This window comes from Nautilia abyssi, from assembly GCF_055388085.1.
Genome location: NZ_AP042376.1, coordinates 885,201 through 901,814, shown reverse-complemented (window position 1 = coordinate 901,814; position 16,614 = coordinate 885,201). Strand labels below are relative to the sequence as shown.

17 protein-coding genes are annotated in these 16,614 nt (G+C 33.3%); 6 read left to right on the top strand and 11 right to left on the bottom strand.

The window, feature by feature from the left end:
- Positions 1-15: 15 nt before the first annotated feature.
- The 6 genes from ACZ5EP_RS04560 to ACZ5EP_RS04535 form a co-directional block, all read right to left on the bottom strand.
- Positions 16-753 (bottom strand): amino acid ABC transporter ATP-binding protein, encoded by a 738-nt coding sequence (locus tag ACZ5EP_RS04560; protein ID WP_464508137.1) that lies wholly within the window; start codon positions 751-753, stop codon positions 16-18.
- Between the two features lie 8 nt (positions 754-761).
- Positions 762-1,580 carry an amino acid ABC transporter permease gene (locus tag ACZ5EP_RS04555; protein WP_127679739.1) on the bottom strand — a complete coding sequence of 273 codons (819 nt, stop codon included), beginning with the start codon at positions 1,578-1,580 and terminating at the stop codon, positions 762-764.
- A complete protein-coding gene (locus ACZ5EP_RS04550) occupies positions 1,573-2,286 on the bottom strand; it encodes an amino acid ABC transporter permease (RefSeq protein WP_464508136.1) in 714 nt (237 codons plus the stop codon). The genes ACZ5EP_RS04555 and ACZ5EP_RS04550 overlap by 8 nt, the downstream gene beginning before the upstream one ends.
- Before the next feature lie 44 nt (positions 2,287-2,330).
- Positions 2,331-3,113, bottom strand: coding sequence for a transporter substrate-binding domain-containing protein (locus tag ACZ5EP_RS04545; protein WP_127679741.1), 783 nt, complete (start codon positions 3,111-3,113; stop codon positions 2,331-2,333).
- An 84-nt stretch (positions 3,114-3,197) separates the two neighbouring features.
- Positions 3,198-3,803 carry a hypothetical protein gene (locus ACZ5EP_RS04540; RefSeq protein ID WP_464508135.1) on the bottom strand — a complete coding sequence of 202 codons (606 nt, stop codon included), beginning with the start codon at positions 3,801-3,803 and terminating at the stop codon, positions 3,198-3,200.
- 2 nt (positions 3,804-3,805) lie between these two features.
- Complete coding sequence (locus tag ACZ5EP_RS04535; protein ID WP_464508134.1) at positions 3,806-4,510, bottom strand: flagellin; 705 nt, start codon at positions 4,508-4,510, stop codon at positions 3,806-3,808.
- 79 nt (positions 4,511-4,589) lie between these two features.
- Between ACZ5EP_RS04535 and ACZ5EP_RS04530 the strand changes: the two genes are divergently transcribed.
- Both ACZ5EP_RS04530 and ACZ5EP_RS04525 read left to right on the top strand, forming a co-directional pair.
- The gene (locus ACZ5EP_RS04530; RefSeq protein WP_464508133.1) at positions 4,590-5,351 is read left to right on the top strand and encodes an ABC transporter ATP-binding protein; all 762 of its coding nucleotides are present in this window, start codon (positions 4,590-4,592) and stop codon (positions 5,349-5,351) included.
- Positions 5,352-5,365: 14 nt separating this feature from the next.
- Positions 5,366-6,103 (top strand): efflux RND transporter periplasmic adaptor subunit, encoded by a 738-nt coding sequence (locus tag ACZ5EP_RS04525; protein WP_464508132.1) that lies wholly within the window; start codon positions 5,366-5,368, stop codon positions 6,101-6,103.
- Positions 6,104-6,112: 9 nt separating this feature from the next.
- On the opposite strand, the gene ACZ5EP_RS04520 is transcribed toward ACZ5EP_RS04525, so the two are convergent.
- The 4 genes from ACZ5EP_RS04520 to ACZ5EP_RS04505 all read right to left on the bottom strand — a co-directional run bounded on the left by ACZ5EP_RS04520 (position 6,113) and on the right by ACZ5EP_RS04505 (position 9,639).
- Positions 6,113-7,705, bottom strand: coding sequence for a methyl-accepting chemotaxis protein (locus tag ACZ5EP_RS04520; RefSeq protein ID WP_464508131.1), 1,593 nt, complete (start codon positions 7,703-7,705; stop codon positions 6,113-6,115).
- A gap of 49 nt (positions 7,706-7,754) precedes the next feature.
- The gene (locus ACZ5EP_RS04515) at positions 7,755-7,970 is read right to left on the bottom strand and encodes a succinyl-diaminopimelate desuccinylase (RefSeq protein ID WP_127679753.1); all 216 of its coding nucleotides are present in this window, start codon (positions 7,968-7,970) and stop codon (positions 7,755-7,757) included.
- Between the two features lie 71 nt (positions 7,971-8,041).
- Positions 8,042-9,139: a succinyl-diaminopimelate desuccinylase gene (gene dapE / locus ACZ5EP_RS04510; RefSeq protein WP_464509628.1), complete on the bottom strand. Its 1,098-nt coding sequence runs from the start codon at positions 9,137-9,139 to the stop codon at positions 8,042-8,044.
- A 32-nt stretch (positions 9,140-9,171) separates the two neighbouring features.
- Positions 9,172-9,639: a class I SAM-dependent methyltransferase gene (locus ACZ5EP_RS04505; RefSeq protein ID WP_464509627.1), complete on the bottom strand. Its 468-nt coding sequence runs from the start codon at positions 9,637-9,639 to the stop codon at positions 9,172-9,174.
- Positions 9,640-9,722: 83 nt separating this feature from the next.
- On the opposite strand from ACZ5EP_RS04505, the gene ACZ5EP_RS04500 reads away from it, so the two are divergent.
- From ACZ5EP_RS04500 to ACZ5EP_RS04490, 3 genes are all read left to right on the top strand, one after another.
- Positions 9,723-10,886 carry an amidohydrolase gene (locus tag ACZ5EP_RS04500; protein ID WP_464509626.1) on the top strand — a complete coding sequence of 388 codons (1,164 nt, stop codon included), beginning with the start codon at positions 9,723-9,725 and terminating at the stop codon, positions 10,884-10,886.
- Entirely contained in the window at positions 10,883-11,893 is a 1,011-nt protein-coding gene (locus ACZ5EP_RS04495) for a GNAT family N-acetyltransferase (RefSeq protein WP_464509625.1), read from the top strand. The genes ACZ5EP_RS04500 and ACZ5EP_RS04495 overlap by 4 nt, the downstream gene beginning before the upstream one ends.
- A gap of 123 nt (positions 11,894-12,016) precedes the next feature.
- Complete coding sequence (locus ACZ5EP_RS04490; protein ID WP_464509624.1) at positions 12,017-13,966, top strand: methyl-accepting chemotaxis protein; 1,950 nt, start codon at positions 12,017-12,019, stop codon at positions 13,964-13,966.
- On the opposite strand, the gene ACZ5EP_RS04485 is transcribed toward ACZ5EP_RS04490, so the two are convergent.
- Complete coding sequence (locus ACZ5EP_RS04485; protein ID WP_464509623.1) at positions 13,963-14,502, bottom strand: YqiA/YcfP family alpha/beta fold hydrolase; 540 nt, start codon at positions 14,500-14,502, stop codon at positions 13,963-13,965. The genes ACZ5EP_RS04490 and ACZ5EP_RS04485 overlap by 4 nt on opposite strands.
- Positions 14,503-14,626: 124 nt before the next feature.
- On the opposite strand from ACZ5EP_RS04485, the gene ligA reads away from it, so the two are divergent.
- Positions 14,627-16,591 carry an NAD-dependent DNA ligase LigA gene (gene ligA / locus ACZ5EP_RS04480; RefSeq protein ID WP_464509622.1) on the top strand — a complete coding sequence of 655 codons (1,965 nt, stop codon included), beginning with the start codon at positions 14,627-14,629 and terminating at the stop codon, positions 16,589-16,591.
- Positions 16,592-16,614 lie beyond the last annotated feature (23 nt).

Genomic DNA, 16,614 nt, shown 5'->3' with positions numbered 1-16,614 from the left:
CCTTTTTTTACTGTATTAGTGATGCAATATCTCACTTAGGAATTTTTTTGCTCTGTCGGTTTTAGGATTGTTAAAGAACTCTTCAGGTGTGTTTTCTTCTACTATTTCACCTGCATCCATAAACACGATTCTGTCACTGACTTCTCTTGCAAATCCCATTTCGTGCGTAACGCATACGATTGTATAATTTTCCTTTGCGAGTTCTTTCATAACGTCAAGTACTTCTCCGATCATTTCCGGATCAAGTGCGCTTGTCGGTTCGTCGAAAAGAATAATTTTAGGTTTCATTGCAAGAGTTCTGGCAATTGCAACCCTCTGTTTCTGTCCACCGCTGAGCTCGCTTGGATATTTATTTGCCTGATGAGGTATTTTAACTCTTTCAAGCAGTTGCATTGCAAGCTCTTCAGCTTCTTTTTTTGGCATTTTTTTTACTTTAATAGGTGCAATAGTTATGTTTTCTAATATTGTTAAATGAGGAAACAGGTTGAAATGCTGGAAAACCATTCCGACTTCCTGACGAAGCTTGTTAATATTAGTTTTTTTGTCATAAAGGTCTTGATTGTCAACGATTATTTTCCCGCTGTCAATATCTTCAAGTCTGTTGATACAGCGGATAAGTGTAGATTTACCGCTTCCGCTAGGTCCGCAGACTACAACGACTTCACCTTTGTCAACATTAAAGTTTACACCTTTTAAAGCATGAAAGTTACCGTAATATTTTTCAATGTCTTTCATTTGTATAATTTGTTCCATCAAATCTCCTATGCGTTAAGCTGTTTTTCTACTTTTTTTTCTAACATATGAGAAAATTTACTCATACTGAATGCTATACTGAAATAAACAAGTGCGACAAAACTGAATATTTCAAAACTTAAATATAATCTGTTGTTTATAATTGTCGCTGCTCTGAAAAATTCGATAACACCGATGGTGTATGCTAAAGATGTGTCTTTAAACAGAGCCACGAACTGCGATACGAACGCAGGTATCATTTTTCTGTATGCCTGTGGCAGTATTATATGTATAAATGTCTGTGTTGAATTAAATCCTAAAGATTTGGCAGCTTCAAACTGTCCTTTAGGAATAGAATTTATACCGGCTCTTACTATTTCCGCTACATAAGCGCTGGTAAATAGTGTAAAGGCTATAATCGCCGCTACAGTTGGCGATACGTGAGCCTGAGTATGGAAAAATGCCATAGAAAATACAGGTATGGCAAAAAACACCCAGAATATTACCATAAGTAAAGGTGTCGCACGTAAAAGTTCAATATATAAAATTGCAGGAATTTTAATTATTTTGATTTTACTCCATCTTGCGATACCGAAAATAGATCCGATTATAAAACTTAGAAAAATAGAAGTAATCGCTAATATGAAAGTAAGAGCAAGCCCTCCTATTTCTCCGGGTTTACCAAAGAAAAGAAATCTCATATTGTCTTTTGTAAATATTTCTTCAAAATGTGTTTCTGGATATGCAATCATCTGGAATATTTTAAGCAGCGTTGCAATTACAATTATGTTGAATATCCAAAACTGGACTTTGTGTTTTTTAAAATAGTTTTCAATGTTTTTAAGCATTTTTAACACCTTTTGAGAACTTAATCTCAACTAAATTCATAACGAATGAGGTTGACAGTGTTAAGATAATGTAGAGTATTGTAACTGCTGTTGCCGCTTCAAATCCTCTGAATGTTTCCGCATCTATCTGCTGCGTTGCAAATGTAAGTTCCGCAACCCCGATTGTCATAGCTAATGACGAGTTTTTAATAAGATTTAAAAACTGGCTTGTAAGAGGCGGAATAATAATTCTTATGGCCTGAGGGTATATTATATACCACATAACCTGGAATCTGTTCATTCCGAGTGACTGGGCAGCTTCAAACTGTCCTTTAGGAATAGAGTTTATACCTGCTTTTACAACTTCACCAATATACGCTCCTGTATATAAAATAAGAGCAAGAAGCGCTGAAAAAAACGCATCCACATCCTGAATATGCAGAAATTTGCCCCAACTGTTTAAAAAAGGAAAAATTTGAGACAGTGTAAATGTAAAATAGATAAAAAACATTTGAACAATAAGCGGTATGTTTCTAAAACTTTCAACATAATAACTAGAAAATAATGAAAGCCAGAAATTTTTTGACGCTCTTCCGATTCCTACGATAGAACCGATTAAAAAGCTAAAAAATATACCTAATACAGAAAGTTTAATAGTAGTAATAAGACCTTGGATAAGCAGGCCTTTATATTCAATTAATACACCCCAATCAAATTCATAACCCATTTAATTACCTTTTTGATTTTTTCCCCAAAAGAGGGGATTTTAAATTATTTAGGCCAAACTTCCGGAAGTCTGTTAGGCTCAGTACCAAACCATTTTTTGTAAAGTCTTTGGTAAGTACCGTCTCTAACTGCGTCTTGAATAGCGAAGTTTACTGCGTCTCTGAAGTTAGATTCGTTTTCTCTTACACCCATTCCGTAAGGTTCGAATGTAAACGGTTTACCGATAACCTTGAATTGACCGTGAGATCTTTTTGCCTGAGTCGCACACCAAGTGTAGTCAGTTGAAACTGCGTCGATTTTACCTCTTTTTAAAGCCATAATAGCTTGAGGGTATTCTTGGAAATATACAAGTTTAACTTTAGGACATACTTTTTTGAAGTTGTCACCGCTTGTTGCACCTTGAATTACACCGACTCTTTTACCTGCGAAATCTTTGTAGCTTTTAGCTTTGCAGTCTTTTCTTGCCAAAATTGACTGACCGTCAAAATAGTAGCTGATTGTAAAATCGATTGGTAAATCTCTTTTAACTTTGTGAGTCATACTAGCTGCAGCTATATCGATAGTACCGCTTTGTACCATCGGAATTCTTGTTTTAGAAGTAACCTGGGTAAATTCAGGTTTAACACCTAATTTTTTTGCAATATACTTAACCAGGTCAATGTCGAATCCTACAACCTGACCTTTAGCGTTAACAAAACCGAACGGCGGGAAGTCATATTTCACACCTGCCTTTAATACACCGCGACTTTGAACGTCTTTAAGCAAATCAGCACTTGCCGACGTTAAAAACATTCCTAGAATCACTAGAAAAGCAAATAGCTTTTTCATTTTCTCTCCTTTGTTGATATTTCAACATAAATTATACCGAAAAAATTACATTTTTGTTACAAAAATATTAAAAATAAGTGATTGTTATAGCAACAGTAACTCTAGGGTTTCCGGGTTGATTGTAGAATAATCAAACGCCTGATACGTCGAAGTAGGGTAATAAATACTGTAAGGGTTGAATGTTGTCTGGGTAGGAAGTGTGAATGTTAAATTTTGAAGTGTTGAATAGAATGAATTATATTTATCGCTGATGACTTTTTCATATTCTTCTATAGTATATGTATCAGGATTATATAAAGGAACGCTCAGATTGACATTTTGACCGTCAATATTTAATGTTTGGTCAAATACGTTTAAATTATCGTAAGTAGTGTTTTTTAAAATATCGTTTATTTCAGTTTCAAACTGGTTAATAATATCCTGTGTAGGGTCATTGATGTTTTTTAAATCATCAATAAGTGTCAATACTTTTTCGAGTGAAGAAGTGGCTGTTTGTAAGATACCTACGTTTTGATTGAAACTGTCTACATTTGCAAACAGAGGGTTTGTAACAAACTGTGTAGGTGAAAAATAATCCGTAACTCCTAGTGATATTAAATTGTTAATATAGTCGCTGTTAAATGTAATAGGTTCGGTGTTATACGGATATGTAGGTAAATAGCTTATAGGATAATAGCTGCTTACTGTCATTTTTAGCCTCCGTTTAAAAGGTTCATTAAGCTTTGAGTATTGGCATTTATACTGTGTGCCTGAGCTAAAAGCTGTGCGTTTAGTTTAAGGTCGTTGTTTTTTAAATCGGTAACTGTTTTTGCCAGATCCGTTTCATTCTGGCTTTTGGCTTTTGAAGTGTTTAGCACATATTCGGACAAGTTATTTATTTTGGACTGCGCTTCATTTGTAAATGAACCTATGGAATTTCTCGCATTATTTAAAGAATCTTCGAAATCATTTATATTGTTAATATCAAATTCAGGCATAGACGTATCAATCATAGTGCCGTTAAAATCAAATTTTCCGAAAACGTTTTTATCGTTATAAACAGTTTGGGTAAGCGTGTTGTTTATATTTTCAGAAAGTTTGTTTATCTGAGAATTTACAGCTGACAGATTATCGCTGTTGAGCGTTGCGTTATTCGCCTGTACCTGCAGTGTTTTAATCTGATTTAAATCGTCGCTTATACTATTTAACGCTCCGTCGGCTGTTTGCACGAATCCTATTGCGTTATTGAAATTGTTGATCTCCTGTAATGAAGTATTAATATTGTTTTCATAAACATCCTGTATAAATGCATTAACGTTTTTCATTACTTTTGAAGGGTCGGCTATTTTTTGGATGTCGCTGTCTATTTTAGATGTGTTGTTGTTTAAATAGGCAGTGTTAAATTCATTGATTTTCATGACTGCCTCCTTTGTTATATTTATATATATATTATACCATATTTTTGATAAAATGTTTAAAAAACTTTTAAGGTTTTCAATGATAGAAATAAAGCATCTGAAAAAAGTATTCGGAACAAAAACTGTATTAAAAGACGTCAATTTAAAAATAGAAGACAATAAAACGACTTATATTTTGGGAATGTCTGGACAGGGTAAATCTACGATAATTAAACATATCGTAGGACTTTTAAAGCCGACTGCCGGAGAAGTTCTGGTAGACGGAGTTGATGTCGGAAAAGCTGATATTAAAACACTTTATGAAATCAGGAAAAAAGTAGGGTTTACATTCCAGGAAGGTGCGCTTTTTGACAGTATGAGTATTTTTGACAACGTCGCGTTTCCGCTTGTTGAACATACTAAACTTTCTAAAGAGGAAATAAAACAAAGGGTATACGACACTCTTGAAATGGTCGGTTTGGAAGCGCAAAGAGTTGCAGGTCTGTTTCCCCATGAATTAAGCGGCGGAATGAGAAAAAGAGCCGCTACGGCAAGAGCTATTATTCTAAAACCTAAATATGTTCTTTATGACGAGCCTACAAGCGGATTGGACCCTATTATCAGCGATAAGATTACAAGAATGATAGAAACTCTTACAAAAAATTATAATATGACCAGTGTCGTGATATCTCATGATTTAAAAGAAACGTTTAAAAGCGCAGATTACGTTGCAATGCTTTATAACGGCGAGATTATTGAATACGGCACCGTTGAGGAATTTAAAAATTCTAAAAATCCTATTGTTCAGGCTTTCATAAAAGGAGAAAGCGAAGAATACGAAAAAATGGCGGAAGCAATTTAAGAAAAAGGAAAACAATGAAAAAAACGTTTATGTTTTTGAGTATAGCCGCAGTCTGTATGGCGTATGAAGCTAAAGTACAGCCTTTTGAAATATATAAGATAAAAGCGGCGGTTTCCGGCACTGTAGTGAAATCGGAAAAAACACTTGAAGCTAAAAATATAACAGATAAAATAATTGTAAAAATAGACGACAGGCAAAATAAAATAGATTTGAACAATCTGAAACTCCAGTATGAAATATTAAAAAAAGAAATTGAAAACCAGCAGCAGATAGTAAAAAGAAAAAAAAACGTTTATGAAAAATATAAAAATTTAAAAACAAAATCTCAAATGGAAAAAGATTTAAAGTTTTACGATTATATGAATGCCTTAAACCAGCTTTTAAATTTAAAATCTCAATTAGACAACACATCCGCAAATATCGATAAAATAAAAGACATTATCAACAAAAAGAATATAAAAGCAAACGGTTATGTGTATAAAATTTACGTTAATAAAAACGACTACGTGGCACCAGGCGTTTTGGTAGCGGAAGTGGACGATGTTTCAAAACAGAAACTTACAGTTTATGTTCCTATAGAAGATATCGGATCGATTAAAAACAAACATGTTTACATAAACGGTAAAAAAAGTAATTTTAAAATTTATAAAATCTGGAATATTCCTGATACTCAGTATATAACAAGTTATAAAGTCGAACTTGTAGGCAATGGACTAAAGTTTGGAAAAATTGTAAAAGTGGAGTTTAAATAGGAAGAAATGTTAAATTCTGAATTTAACTATTTCTTCTCTTAAAAATTTAGAAATTTCTTTTAATTCTTCCGCTTTTTTATAAGCGACGTCGATTTCTTTTTTATTCTGATTTACCATTTCGTTTATTTTTTCAATATTGTGTTTGATATTTAAAATACCGTTTTCACTCTCTTCAAACTCTTTTACGCTTTCATCAAAAACTTTATTGGTATTTGTCATAACTTCGCTTACTTCTATTACAGAACTGTTTACTTCACCGGAAATTGTTGTTAAAGAGCTAATATCGTTTGTAATAGTATCCATCTCTTTAGCCGCTTCATCGGATGTGCTAAGAAGGTTTGAAATACTTGAGTTTATTTCATTAAGAGCTTCCTGTGTTCTTTCCGCAAGTGTTCTTACCTCATCGGCGACAACGGCAAATCCTCTTCCGTGTTCTCCCGCTCTGGCGGCTTCTATAGCGGCATTTAGAGCAAGCAGATTAGTCTGTTCGGCAATATCGTTGATGATGTTTAAAATATTTTTCATCTCTTCTACGGAATTTGAAAGAGATTTGATTCTTTCACTTAATTTGTTTTCATTCTCAACGTTTACATTTATTACGTTTTCAAGTTTTTGCATTAGAGTCTGTACTTTTTGAATATTATCAAAAGCTTTTTTAACTTCTTTTTGAGACTGGATTATTTTCTTTTCCACAACTTCTATTTTTTCTGCGACTTCATTGCTTTCTTCATAACTGGTATCAGAATGCTCTTTAGTTTGAGTGATGATTTCTTCAAGGGATTTTGAAATGTTTAATATGGTATTTGAAACGTTGTCGTTTCTTTGTATTGTGTTTATTAGTTTTTCAAACAGGGAAACAAGGCTTTTTCTCATACTTTCGAGTGAAAAAACAAGTTCTGAGAGTTCGTTTTTGGCATCGTATTCGAGCTCTTTTGAAAAATCCAAATCAGCAAGCTGGGAAATATTGACTTTAATTTTCTTAATTGCGGACATAATTGTTTTATAAATGATTTGCAATAGGGCAAAACCGAAAATAATAAACAGTATTGCGATAACAACAGTCGCCATCAGGATAAAATCCAAATCTTTATTTAAAAGCTCTTTTTTCTTTTTAAACTGTTTTATTAGAAGATTACTGATGTTATTTAAATTGTTTATAAACGTTTCTACATCATTGTCAAGCTGCATTTTTAAATCGAGGCTTTTTTGATTGTTAAGATAAGTGTTTGCTAGTTTTAGAGATTCGTTATAGATTCTTGTAAAAATAGTTTTTAAATCATCGCTATTGTTGATAATCTGATGTTTTTTGATTATTTCCAGGGTTTTAAGTCCGCTTTGATAGTCGTTTTTAATTCTTTGAAGAAGTTCTTTGTTTTTACTGAGACCTATATCTTTAGCGTACTGCTGCATCTGGAGCGTTTTTGCTTCAAGTCTGTTTACAAGAATATTTACGTGAGCGGTTTTTTCTTCTAAAATACTTTTGTGTTTTATATCCGTAATAAAAAAATAAAGATAAGCGCTGTAAAACAGAAAACCGACCACCATTCCAGTAATACCGATAAATAAAATCTTTTTAATGGAAAAATTTTTTAAAGCCTCCATAATATTCCTTTTGACATAATTTTGACATTATTTTAACATGAATTAATATTCAAAACAAGGTTGGTGTGGCGGTTTCCTGAGTTACTTTCATGTCTCCCGTCAACAATATTCCGATTTCGTCTATATCAAGATAATCGGGATATTCTATCTCAATACCCCAGCTGTTGTAAAAAATCGCTTTATCTCCTCTTATTTCTTCAAATTCCAGTATTTCGTCATCTACAAGGATCTGCATTCCTTTTTGTAATTCGTATACTTTTCTCAAACTAAACCTTTTTATGGTTTTTTTTAATTATAACACTTAATTTTTTAATTTTACTTAAATATAACAAAATGTTAATCCCAGCTTTCAATAACGTCTTTGAATATATCGGCAAGTTTTATAACTTCTTCAGGTGTGGTGCGTTCATTCGGAGCATGTATTGTATCGTTGATTACACCGAATTCCACAACTTTAACACCGTATTTGGCAAAAAACCTCGCATCGCTTGTACCGCCCGCCGTTGAATGCTTAGGCGTAATATTTGTATACTTCTGAATAGACCTGTCCAGAAACTTAACTACTTTTGTATCAGGTGACGTTATGAAAGGTTCTGCGCTTTGTTTAAGCTCGAGTGTATAGTTCATGTCTTTAAAATATTTATGTATAAACTCTTCTATTTTTTTCTTGTCTGTATGAGTGTTGTTTCTGACGTTAAACATCATTTTAAGCTCTCCCGGAGTTACGTTTGTAACTTCCATTCCGGCTCTTATGTCCGTAACGACAAATTTGCTAGGCGCAAAAAATTCATCTCCGCTGTCTAAATCAACTCCGGCTATTTTATGTAAAACCTGAGCGACTTTATGTATCGGATTGATCGATTTTTCCGGATATGCGGCGTGCCCCTGAAGGCCGATTTTTTTAAGTACTCCGTTGATTGAGCCTCTTCTTCCTATTTTTATAGCATCTCCAAATGTTTTTTCACATGTCGGCTCCGCCACTATGGCGTAATCCGGAATCATGTTTTTTTCTTTTAAAATTTCAAGCATATGTTTTGTTCCCCATACCGCGTCGCCTTCTTCATCGCTGGTAATAAGTGCCGAAAGGGTTCCTTTAAAACCTTTGGCATTTTTCATAGCCCATAAAAACGCGGCAAGGCCGCTTTTCATATCCTGTGCGCCTCTTGCGTAAATAAAACCGTCTTTTTCAGTCGGAATAAAAGGATCTGTGTTCCATCCGTCACCAGGAGGAACCACGTCAATATGCCCTCCGAAGCATAGATGGTCTCCTTCTCCATATTTTTTATAGATAAAAAGATTTTTAACGCCTTCTTTTTCGGTCTCTATTGTTTCAAATCCGTTAAGATATTCTTTTATAAACTCCATTCCTCCGTCGTCATCCGGTGTTATGGATTTGAATTCAAGCAGTTTTTTAAAAAGATCTATTACATTCATTATAAGCCTTTATAAATATTTTTGCAATTATATTATTTTTTTCCGACATATCTAAAAGGTATTTCTGTGAAATACACCGTTTCAAAATCTTTAAAAATTTCAAAAAACTTTTCTTTTGTTATAGGATATTTTCTAATAGTTTCAAATACAAAATAACCGCCTTTTTTCAGTGCCGGAGGAATCTGCTTTAAAAGATTTAAATTGTAATATTTTATCATCAAAATCACATCAAATTCGTTTTTCGGAATAATGAAATTATCCAGATCTATACATATTGTCTTTATTCTGTTATCGTTGATTTTTGCAATTCCGACTTCGCTTATGTCTATGAGTGTGACATCATAGCCTTTATCCGCCAGGGCTTTTGCGTTTCTTCCGTATCCTCCCGCAAGATCCAGAGCTTTTCCGTTTTTGGAAGGTATATAATTTATTAATATGCTGGGAGGTTTTGGTGTAAGGGTTTTATATTTTTCGTTCCATTTCAGTTTTTCTTTTATCATTTTATACCTTTGAGACAGTTTAATAAAAATCCTCCTGTATGTCAAAATGTGCTATAATATATAAATAAGCATTAGGAGTTTTTATGACAGAAATTTTAGCTAAAATGGATAAATATAAAGACCAGATTATTAATATAAGAAGACATCTTCATATGTATCCCGATCTTTCAGGTGAAGAAAAGCCGACAAGAGATTATGTCAAAGATATTTTAGAATCAAACGGAATAAAAACAAAAACCTTTAAGGATAATTACGCACTGGTTGCTGAAATAATAACGGATGGAAAAAAACCGTTTCTCGCTTTCAGGGCTGATATGGATGCTCTTCCGATACAGGAGGAAAACCACGTTTCTTATGCTTCAAAGAAAAAAGGCGTCATGCATGCCTGCGGACATGACGCGCATACTGCGATACTTGCGGGGGTTATGCTTTTTTTAAATGAAATAAAAGAGAAGCTGAATATTAATATAAGGGGTATATTTCAGCATAAAGAAGAGGTGTTTGAGGGAGGCAGCAGCGATTTAATAAAAGCAGGTGTGCTTGAAGAAGTAAAAGAGATATACGGACTTCATATGTATCCGTATTTGAAAACGGGAGAAATCGGATATAAGTACGGGGAGATGATGGCGAGTGCGGATATGTTTGAAATAGAAATATTCGGTAAAAGCGCTCACGGAGCCAGGCCGCATGAAGGAGTTGACGCTATTCTTACGGCTTCAATGGCTGTTAATTCGATTAATCATATCGTCAGCAGAAGAATTGACCCTCTTCATCCGGCGGTAATATCGTTCGGAACCATTGAAGGTGGGAAAGCCGCAAATATTATATGCGATCATGTTAAACTCAGCGGAACGGTAAGAACCCTTAACGATAAAGTAAGAAGCGATATTAAAAAAATGATTGAAGACGCCGTAAGCGGTATAGCAAAAAGCATGGGAGCTGAATACAGGTTTCATTATTATTACGGCAACAGCGAACTTATCAACACAAAAGAATGTGTTGATAAAATTATAAATAACGCAAAAAAACTCGGAATCAAGCCTGTGGATTTAATCCAGCCGGTTATGGGAGGAGAAGATTTCGCCGAATATCTAAAAGTCGTAAAAGGCGCATATTTCAGACTCGGATGCTGCAGTAAAATAAAAGACACCTGCTATCCTCAGCACCATCCGAAATTTAATATAGATGAGGATTCATTAATATTGGGAGCTAAAATTCTGGCGGCTCTGGCATTGGAAGAACAATGAAAAGCAATGTTTTTTCACCGTTTTTTATATATAAAACGGATATTGACGTAAATATAAGGGATTATCAAAAAGGGGACGGAGAAGGGATTGTTGAACTTTTTGAAGAAAATTACGGCAGAACGTATTATAAGCATAGTTTTTACAATCCCAAGCACTGGGATGAAATGGCTGAGAGTTTAAGGTATTATCCGATAATTGCTGAGATTGATTCAAAGGTTGTCGGGCAGTTTTTACTGACGGTATATGACGAGTTTATAGGTGAGGTGAGCGCTGTAGTGGTTCATCCGGAATTTAAGGGCAGGGGAATAATGAATAAAATGTTTGCTTATCTGCTTAAAAAAGCGCAAGATTTGGGATTAAGTACGGTATACGGGGAAGCAATCATGTTTCATCCCTTTTCCCAAAAGGCAAATTTAAAACAGGGAATGGTTGAAAGCGCTTTACAGCTTGGGGAAGTGGCTTCATGGATAAGCCAAAAAGAGGTCAAGTTCCAAAAACGTTCGGCTGCGCTTGTCAGTTTTAAAATTTTTCATAAAAAAAGAAGATTCATAAATCTACCCAAAAGATATAAAAGAATCATAAAAGATGTATATAAAAGAGCCGATATTAGACATTTTCCGGCATTGAAAAAATTAAAACCCGATATAAGAGCTGTAGAAAATGATTTATTAAAACTCGGAAGCATTGTAATTGACTCAAAAGTTAAAAATTTCAAAGAAAAGTTTAATAAAAAGTTTGCTTATCTTAAAACCAAGCATGATATGATTTATGCGGATATTAATCTGAAATCTTCAAATATAGACGATCTGGTTGAATTTTTGAATAAAAAAAGGTTTTTTTACAGCGGAGTTTTGTTTTATAAATATAACGGAGACGATTATGTAAGACTGCAATATGAAAATACTCATAATATAGAAGAAAAACTGAATGTATGCTACAGTAAATATTGTAAAAAACTCAGTAGATTTATTTATCTTGATAAACAAAGAGTTAACCGCAGTCAATGATTTATAATCCCAAGTTATTATAAGATATAAGTTGAAAATATAAGTAAAGCTTATTTTTCTTTTTAAGAATTAAAAAAAATTTGTTATTATTTTCTGCTTAAAGGACTAAAAAAAGGGGGATTTATGAGTATTAAGAAAAGAGCATATATTGCAATTATTGTTATTTTTTTCAGTTTTTTACTGATAATCGGGCTAAATTATTATTCTCAGCATAAAATAGAACAGGCTGAAAATTCGGTGAAATTAATAAGCGAAGAGATTAACTTTCTTGAGCAGATGAAATTTGAACATTTTGTGTTTATAACAACTCTTGAAGAAGATTTTCTTAAAAGTAAAAAAACCGATCTTGAATCAGAACTTCACAAATGTTCGCTTACGCAGTTTTTTAAAAAGTTTCATATTGATGAAAATTCATTGCCGGAGTATTTGAAAAAAGATTTTATAAATGCAGAAAAGGCGCATAAAGACTTGCATGAATTAATAGAAATTTTTAACAACAAATATATATTTATACCCAAAACCATTAATGAAGATATCAGTGAAGCTTTAATAGATAAGTATCAATGGCTATTAGGCGGTGTGAATTATATATTTAACGATTCTTTACCTTTAAAAAACAAATGTAAAATTCAGGAGCATATAAGTAAACTTGATGAAAAATTTTTAAATAAGATAAATTTAGGAGGTTTGGTTAAATATCTTAAAGAAATGGATAAAGAAGATAAACTTCTGCATAAAGAGCTTAATAAGTTAAAAGGTCTTGATCAACAGCAGAAAATAACCTTGTACAAAAATAAGATTTATCCGCAGTTTGATAAACTTATTCTTGCAATTGAACGTTATATGCAGCAGATAAAAAATATCGAAGCAGACAATAATGTATACGAAACAAAAATAATTTACGATTCTTTTAATAATTTAAGAACAATTATCAAATTTATTGACGATTATATAGATTATTTAAAAACAAAAGAAAATGCACTTTTGAAAGCTGCTAATAAAACAAAAACTTTAATGAATACTCTTGAGATTATTGCGATTTTGATTGCATTAGGAGGATTTATATATCTGATTTACACTATAAGATATATAATCAGAAGACTTGAATATTTAAAAAATCATATATCAAGTATAGGTTTAGATCTGACTAAAAAAATAAAAGACGAAAACAATGATGAAATTTCAGAAGTGTCAATGCATATTAATAACCTGCTTGACAATATGAGGACAACAATTTATGCAGCTATTAGAATCAGTGAAAACAATTCTCAAACTTCAGAAAAACTTACAAATAAAGGTACAGCTATCGTTGTCAAAGTAAATGACGAGATTAAATATCTGAATACAATAAATACAGCTATTAAAAAAATGAGTGAAGATATGGATTATTCAAAAACAGAAGCGAATAAAACAAAAGAAGATATTTTTCAAACATATAATGAACTGCAAGTGGCGGTAGAAAGAATTAAAAAATTAATTAACAATATCAACGACGTAGCTGTTAAAGAAAATGAAATTTCACAAAAAATAAACAATCTTGTGTCTTCTACAGAGGATATTAAAAATATTTTAAGTATTATTAAAGAAATTGCAGACCAGACAAATCTGCTTGCTCTGAATGCAGCGATTGAAGCGGCAAGAGCGGGAGAACACGGAAGAGGTTTTGCAGTTGTTGCAGATGAAGTTAGAAATCTTGCTGAAAAAACTCAAAAGTCAATAGGTGACATCGATTCCACAATAAATATTATTATGCAGCATGTCCAGGAAGCTTATGAGCAGATAAAAGATAATACCGACAGTATGAATGTGCTTGTAGATGAAGCAAACGAAACACAGGAAAATATTAATGAAAGTATGAATAAAATTTCCGATTCAACTATTGAAGTTGAAAAACTTTCAAAAACTTTTGAAAGTCTGAATGATGATTCTAATATAATAAGCAAAGAAGTTGATAATATCTATGTAATAGCAAAAAATAATGCTGAAAACATCAATGAAATGCTTAAAGCAATTAATGAACTTAACGAAATGATTAACGAACTTAACAATAATCTTAAAAAATATAAAATTTAAAAAATAAAACTGTCTATGATACAGAGGTAATCATTTATGTTCTCAAACCGGTGGTTGCCTCCGTATTCCACAATCACTTTTGCATTTGGTCTTTTTTTGAAATTTTTTAAAGTTTTTTTGTAATTTAATATTTCGTCGCCGCTTTGTAATAAAACGAGATATTCGGCTTTCTCTGGATCGGTTTTGTATTTTTTCAGTTCTTTTAAATATCTTTTTTTCCATTTAAATTTTTTATTGTCGCAAAATCTGTACTGTGTTCCGGTATAAGGTTTTAAAGTTTTATAAGGTTTAAGGGAAGGGTTGATCAGAACTGCTTTAAGAGAGTATTTTTCAGCCAGGTATATAGCGTAATATCCTCCAAGAGAGCTTCCTATAAGTACGGTGTCCGGAGTTATGAGTTTTTCTAGAAATTTTATTGCTTTATGTGGTGAAAAAGGAAGATCCGGAGCAAGTACGTTTTTAAAATATTTTTTTAATGCAGAACTTTTTTGTCCGTGTCCGCAGCTTTTGAAACCGTGGATATATATTATTTTCATTTGCGGCCTTTAATAAATTTATTAGGAAGTTTTTACATTATAGCAAATCGTGACATGCGGTTAATATTATTTTATTTCTAATTTTCTATTTTTTGTTATAATCAAAATAAAAACGGAGTGGTTAATGATTAAAAATCATGAAGAATATAAAAAAGCCGTAGAAACGCTTAAAAAATGGGCATATTATTATTATGTGCTTGACAATCCTCTTGTAACCGATGAAGAGTATGACAAATTATACAAACAGGTCGAAGAGTATGAAAAAAACCATCCGGATGAAATAGACCCTTCATCGCCTACTCAAAGAGTAGGGGATGTGGTACTTGAAGGCTTTGAAAAAGCAAAGCATTTAAGCCGTATGTGGTCTATGGAGGATGTGTTTAACGAAAACGATTTTTTAGACTGGGTCGCCAGGGTTAAAAGAATATTAGGCCACAGTGATTTCAGTTATTATGTAGAGCCTAAATTTGACGGTGCAAGCTTAAATCTGGTATATGAAAACGGCAGACTGATAAGAGCAGAAACCAGAGGTGATGGAGAAATCGGAGAAGATGTGACTCTTAACGCCAAAACGATAAATTCCATACCTCTTGAAATTAAAGAAAAAAGTCTTATAGAAATAAGAGGTGAAGTAGTAATTAAGAAAAAAGATTTTGAAAAACTAAATGAAGAAAGAATAAAAAACGGAGAACCTACCTTTGCAAACCCTAGAAATGCGGCGGCGGGAAGTCTTAGACAGCTTGATCCGAAAATTACGGCAAAAAGGCCTTTGATGTTTTATCCGTGGGGAGTGGGAGTTAATTCTTTGAATTTTGAAAAATACAGCGAGCTGATGACTTATATTTATTCGCTGGGCTTTAAAGAGCCTCCTTTAAGGGCGGTATGCAGGGATATAGAGTGTGTTGAGAAAAAATATGAAGAGTTTGTGAAACTAAGAGACAGTTTTGAAGTAATGCTCGACGGTATGGTGGTAAAAATAGATGAAATAAAATACCACGATATTTTGGGATATACACAGAAATATCCGCGCTGGATGGTGGCGTATAAATTTCCGGCTGTTGAAAAAGAGACTATTATAGAAGATGTTGTCGTACAAGTCGGAAGGACAGGCGTTTTAACGCCCGTTGCGGTTCTAAAACCGGTTGAAATCGGAGGCGTTATCGTTGAGAGGGCGACTTTGCATAATTTTGACGAAATAGAAAGAATGGATATAAGAATAGGAGATCACGTAATTATCATAAGAAGCGGGGATGTGATACCTAAAATCACTAAAGTGCTTACATGGAAACGTACAGGCAATGAAAAACCGATACCGCGTCCTACCCGTTGTCCCGTATGCGGTGCGGAAGTTTTGGATGAAGGAGCGATAATTAAATGTCAAAATCTTTCGTGTCCGGCAAGGGTTGTGAATACGATAATCTATTTTGCAAGTAAAAACTGTCTTGATATAGAAGGGCTCGGCGAAAGTGTTGCTAAACTTTTATACGAACACGGGCTTGTAAAAGACATAACGGATATATTCAAACTGAGGGTTGAAGATTTGGAAAAACTTCCTCTTTTTGCAAAGAAAAAAGCCGAAAACCTTATAAATGCCATAAAAAAAGTAAAAGGAGCTCCTTGCTGGAGATTTGTAAACGCGCTGGGAATAGAGCATATAGGAGAAGTTGCGAGCAAAAAGATTTGTGAAAAATTCGGTGTGGAATTTTATAAACACGACCCGGAAGAATTTGAACAGATAGAAGGCTTCGGTCCTGAAATGGTTAAGTCAATTGCCGAATATATCAGGGTAAACAGGGATAAAATAGAAAAACTTATAGAGTTGATAGAGCCTAAAAATCCTGAAAAAAAAGAAATAAAACAAACACCGTTTACCGGTAAAACCGTTGTTCTTACGGGAACTATGAGCAAGCCTAGAAGCGAAATTAAAAAGATGCTTGAGGATATGGGGGCGAAAGTGACTAACAGTGTTTCGAAAAAAACCGATTATGTAATATACGGAGAAGACGCCGGAAGCAAATACGACAAGGCGAAAAAACTCGGAGTTGAACTTTTAAAAGAAGAAGATATGTGGAAAATGATTCAAAATTGAGAAAAATTATCTTTTTTGATATA

Excerpts from the sequence above, each read along its gene's own strand:
- ACZ5EP_RS04535 (WP_464508134.1), bottom strand. The coding sequence starts at position 4,510 with ATGAAAATCAATGAATTTAACACTGCCTATTTAAACAACAACACATCT.
- ACZ5EP_RS04540 (WP_464508135.1), bottom strand. The coding sequence starts at position 3,803 with ATGACAGTAAGCAGCTATTATCCTATAAGCTATTTACCTACATATCCG.
- ligA (WP_464509622.1), top strand. The coding sequence starts at position 14,627 with ATGATTAAAAATCATGAAGAATATAAAAAAGCCGTAGAAACGCTTAAA.
- ACZ5EP_RS04560 (WP_464508137.1), bottom strand. The coding sequence starts at position 753 with ATGGAACAAATTATACAAATGAAAGACATTGAAAAATATTACGGTAAC.
- ACZ5EP_RS04550 (WP_464508136.1), bottom strand. The coding sequence starts at position 2,286 with ATGGGTTATGAATTTGATTGGGGTGTATTAATTGAATATAAAGGCCTG.
- ACZ5EP_RS04530 (WP_464508133.1), top strand. The coding sequence starts at position 4,590 with ATGATAGAAATAAAGCATCTGAAAAAAGTATTCGGAACAAAAACTGTA.
- ACZ5EP_RS04555 (WP_127679739.1), bottom strand. The coding sequence starts at position 1,580 with ATGCTTAAAAACATTGAAAACTATTTTAAAAAACACAAAGTCCAGTTT.
- ACZ5EP_RS04500 (WP_464509626.1), top strand. The coding sequence starts at position 9,723 with ATGACAGAAATTTTAGCTAAAATGGATAAATATAAAGACCAGATTATT.
- ACZ5EP_RS04485 (WP_464509623.1), bottom strand. The coding sequence starts at position 14,502 with ATGAAAATAATATATATCCACGGTTTCAAAAGCTGCGGACACGGACAA.
- ACZ5EP_RS04490 (WP_464509624.1), top strand. The coding sequence starts at position 12,017 with ATGAGTATTAAGAAAAGAGCATATATTGCAATTATTGTTATTTTTTTC.
- ACZ5EP_RS04520 (WP_464508131.1), bottom strand. The coding sequence starts at position 7,705 with ATGGAGGCTTTAAAAAATTTTTCCATTAAAAAGATTTTATTTATCGGT.
- ACZ5EP_RS04505 (WP_464509627.1), bottom strand. The coding sequence starts at position 9,639 with ATGATAAAAGAAAAACTGAAATGGAACGAAAAATATAAAACCCTTACA.
- ACZ5EP_RS04495 (WP_464509625.1), top strand. The coding sequence starts at position 10,883 with ATGAAAAGCAATGTTTTTTCACCGTTTTTTATATATAAAACGGATATT.
- dapE (WP_464509628.1), bottom strand. The coding sequence starts at position 9,139 with ATGAATGTAATAGATCTTTTTAAAAAACTGCTTGAATTCAAATCCATA.
- ACZ5EP_RS04525 (WP_464508132.1), top strand. The coding sequence starts at position 5,366 with ATGAAAAAAACGTTTATGTTTTTGAGTATAGCCGCAGTCTGTATGGCG.
- ACZ5EP_RS04545 (WP_127679741.1), bottom strand. The coding sequence starts at position 3,113 with ATGAAAAAGCTATTTGCTTTTCTAGTGATTCTAGGAATGTTTTTAACG.